6 protein-coding genes are annotated in these 3,257 nt (G+C 40.0%); 5 read left to right on the top strand and 1 reads right to left on the bottom strand.

The features are described from left to right. Both J6U00_RS05190 and J6U00_RS05185 read left to right on the top strand, forming a co-directional pair. The coding region (locus tag J6U00_RS05190; RefSeq protein ID WP_296579828.1) for a YfhO family protein at positions 1-729 on the top strand (729 nt) is incomplete at its 5' end. 29 nt (positions 730-758) lie between these two features. Then, positions 759-1,199: a SpoVA/SpoVAEb family sporulation membrane protein gene (locus tag J6U00_RS05185; protein ID WP_296579825.1), complete on the top strand. Its 441-nt coding sequence runs from the start codon at positions 759-761 to the stop codon at positions 1,197-1,199. Here J6U00_RS05185 and J6U00_RS05180 read toward each other — a convergent pair. Further along, on the bottom strand, positions 1,189-1,713 hold the full coding sequence (locus tag J6U00_RS05180) for a 4'-phosphopantetheinyl transferase superfamily protein (RefSeq protein ID WP_296579830.1): 525 nt from the start codon (positions 1,711-1,713) through the stop codon (positions 1,189-1,191). The two genes, J6U00_RS05185 and J6U00_RS05180, sit on opposite strands and share 11 nt — an antisense overlap. Positions 1,714-1,858: 145 nt before the next feature. Between J6U00_RS05180 and J6U00_RS05175 the strand changes: the two genes are divergently transcribed. From J6U00_RS05175 to J6U00_RS05165, 3 genes are all read left to right on the top strand, one after another. Continuing rightward, positions 1,859-2,350, top strand: a complete 492-nt coding sequence (locus J6U00_RS05175; RefSeq protein ID WP_296579822.1) for a hypothetical protein — start codon at positions 1,859-1,861, stop codon at positions 2,348-2,350. 4 nt (positions 2,351-2,354) lie between these two features. Further along, complete coding sequence (locus tag J6U00_RS05170; protein WP_296579819.1) at positions 2,355-2,741, top strand: hypothetical protein; 387 nt, start codon at positions 2,355-2,357, stop codon at positions 2,739-2,741. A gap of 193 nt (positions 2,742-2,934) precedes the next feature. Beyond that, positions 2,935-3,257, top strand: a 323-nt coding sequence (locus tag J6U00_RS05165; protein ID WP_296579816.1) for a hypothetical protein, incomplete at its 3' end; no start/stop codon positions are given.

Here is a 3,257-nt window from a genome sequence, read left to right as displayed (position 1 = left end):
ATTTTTGACATATCTGAATGTGAAAATGTTAGCGGAGAATATGATTCCGACCTCACTGACGGAGTATGGCATATTCACCCGGAAGGCGGTTCAATGTCATACACATATAAGCTGCCGGCAGACACACATGATAAAATAATTCTGCTCCGTTTCCGCGTGGATAACAACCAGAAAAACAGTTTCAGCTGGGAACGCGGAGGCGACGTACGTATCAGGATAAACGGTGTGAAAAATACTCTGACAAATCCGGAATGGAAGTATCACAACAACAACTATCTGTTTGAATATGTGATCTCCGATCTCTCGGATTCTCTCAGGATAGAACTGACCGGCAAGGAGATCGCTGTTTCAGAACTGAGTGCATATACACTTGAACCTCAGTTTTTAAGCAGCCTTACCGATCATCTTTCCGTTTTTCAGCCTGATATCTCAATGACAGGCGGTGACCGTATCCGCGGCATTCTTTCCGCAGAAAATGACGGTATCGCTGATACAAGCTTTGTATATCACGATGGCTTCAATATCACTATTGACGGAAGGAAAGTCACACCTGTCAAGACCGATACGGCTTTCCTTGGTTTCCCTATAGAAGAAGGAGAACATGAGCTGGAAATTCTATTTACCGCACCGCTCCTCGGACTAGGTAAACTAGTATCGCTTTCAGGTATAATTCTGTTTGCTGCTGAACTATTAATTGAAATAAAAAAACGTATATCCTGCAAAAAGTAACAGATACTATCTGAAAAGGAGATGATAGTATGAACATTACTCCGCAGGAATACGCTGAAATGAGTAAAAAAGCTTCACCTAAATCAAATGTTAAAGTCAACACTTTCGTAGCCTTCATAACAGGAGGAGCGATCTGCGCTTTCGGACAGATCATAAAGATGTTTCTGGAAGCTGCGGGAGCAGATGCTGAAGCAGCTTCACTCTGGACATCGGTAACTCTTATTGTACTCAGTTCTGTTATGACCGGACTAGGCTGGTATCAGAGGCTTGCCAAGCACGCTGGTGCAGGCACTCTTGTTCCTATAACAGGCTTTGCAAATGCCATAAGTTCTTCCGCGATTGAAGCGCGTTCTGAGGGACTTATTCTCGGGGTTGGAACCAAGATATTCACTATAGCCGGACCAGTTATTCTTTATGGTTCTGCAGCCGCTTTCATATACGGTCTGCTTTATTATATTGTTACCCGTTGATTCTTTCGCAGACAGACACGACATATTCCCCATCTCGCAGAATATACTGACGGAAACTGTAATTATTATCTGTGCAGCTTATTGTGTCGCCTTCAAAGCTGAACCCGACAGTATTCATCGGATAGGATAGACCTCTGCCGACCGCTTTAATGAAAGATTCCTTCAAAGTCCAAAGCTGAAAAAACAGAAGATCACGTTCATTTTCAGAAGCAGATTCGAACATTTTCAGTTCCTCAGGAGTGAAAACTCTCTGAGCTACTTTAGGGCGATATTCACGCACCGCTTCACAGTCTATTCCACATTCTCTCTCTGACACGATACATGCTGCTATTCCATCAGCGTGTGACAGATTAAAATGGATATCTCCACGATCTTTCAGTTCAGGCTTTCCGTGCTCTCCGAATTTTAGCATGGACTCACAATATTCTATATCAAAAGGTTTAAGGCACTCCTTGAGCAGATTATGCGCATGGGAGTGCTGTTCTTTTTTATCTATCTTTTTCAAAGAGATCATCAACACCTTGCCATCACCTCTACTCCATTATACCACTTATATTTGTCACTTACAACATTACAATTGTAATCGCTGAAGTGACCTCAGACATCTAACAATTTATGTTATATCATGGTATCATATAATCAGCAAAGGAGATGATACCATGAAAAAACACGAAAAGATCCTCACGGCAATATTTGTTACAGGGATTCTTGCCTTTGTCATCGCTCTCCTTTACAGAGTATTTTTCGAACATGTCATACTTGACTACATTGTCTTCAATGACCCATTTCTTATTTTCTGTGGAATCCTCATCGTGTCTGTGCTAGGTATAATTCCCCTTCTGTTGAACATTCGCATGAGGAAGCGACGCGAGCGTGGAATGGATACGATTTCTAAGCTTTATACAACTTCTTTTGCAGTATCCCTATTTCCATACATACTGATAATACTTGACTGCACAGCAAAAGCAGTTTTCGGCTACACCTCATTCGGTAGGATACTCTACGGCCTTGAAGCTATCCAAAACAGGCTTCTCTTTATATGGTTCTACGTTTTCTGCTGTATCTTCCCTATCTTGCCGCTTCTAGCTTATTGGCAATTCATATACATCATCAGTCTTATCCGTACTAAGGTAACCACAAAAAGGAGCTGATACCATGAATAGAAGGATACCCCAGCAGATGAAGATAGCATATGCACTCGTACTCTTTCCTGTAGCAATACTTGTGATATGGTGCATATATGCAGCTTTTTATGGATACAACTACGACTTTATTCCCAGCCTCGGCAACGGCGAGCTTTCCTACGGTTTCGATGGAATATCTGAAGTTCTCAATGCATTTATCTTATGTGTCGGATGCACTCCTTTCATGTGGATAGGTGCAATAATATGGATATTCACTAGTCTCCATTTCGTGGCGAGAAGCATTGCATATATATGGACCAAAAATTTTGATATGTCTCAGCACGCACAGGACATTTTCATCGCATCAGCTGCGCTGATGGACGTGATGTTTATCTTTGGTATTATCAGAGTGCTCTGATAAAGGATCTCATATGAATTGTTCAAATTATATTATTGCAACACCTTTCTTGTTATTTCCAGATTTTCAGTCCATTAAATATTAAGTAATACAGACTATTATTTTTCAAGTTGCCTATTTATCTTTCTTAATGACAATAATCAGTGTTTACATCGCCGACTGTTTTTTAATTCTATTGAAAGGAAACATAACTATGAAGAATGAAGATAACTATATGGAATATGAAGAAACCTCTAGAAATGATAAAGACACATATTATCCGCCTAATCCTGAACAGATAGTATTTTTTGCACTTGCTGTAATATTTGATATTTTCTCAATTATTTTTATAATGGCATTTTTTTTTGATGTCCCAAATCTTGATTACCTGCTTTACGGAGAAGTAGGCCCTTCCTACTCTATTTCCAACAGATCCGCCGATTATTTCCTTGCCTCTTTTATCGTAAACTCTGTTCTTATGGTTATTACATATATAAGCAGTGTCTATAGCATTGTGTTCATTTCCAAATACATAAT

Origin of the sequence: Ruminococcus sp. (genome assembly GCF_017650195.1) — a bacterium.
In the GTDB taxonomy this organism is placed as follows: Bacteria; Bacillota; Clostridia; order Oscillospirales; family Ruminococcaceae; genus Ruminococcus.
Note: the sequence above shows the minus strand (reverse complement) of the source record. Positions and strands in the feature narration are given on the sequence as shown.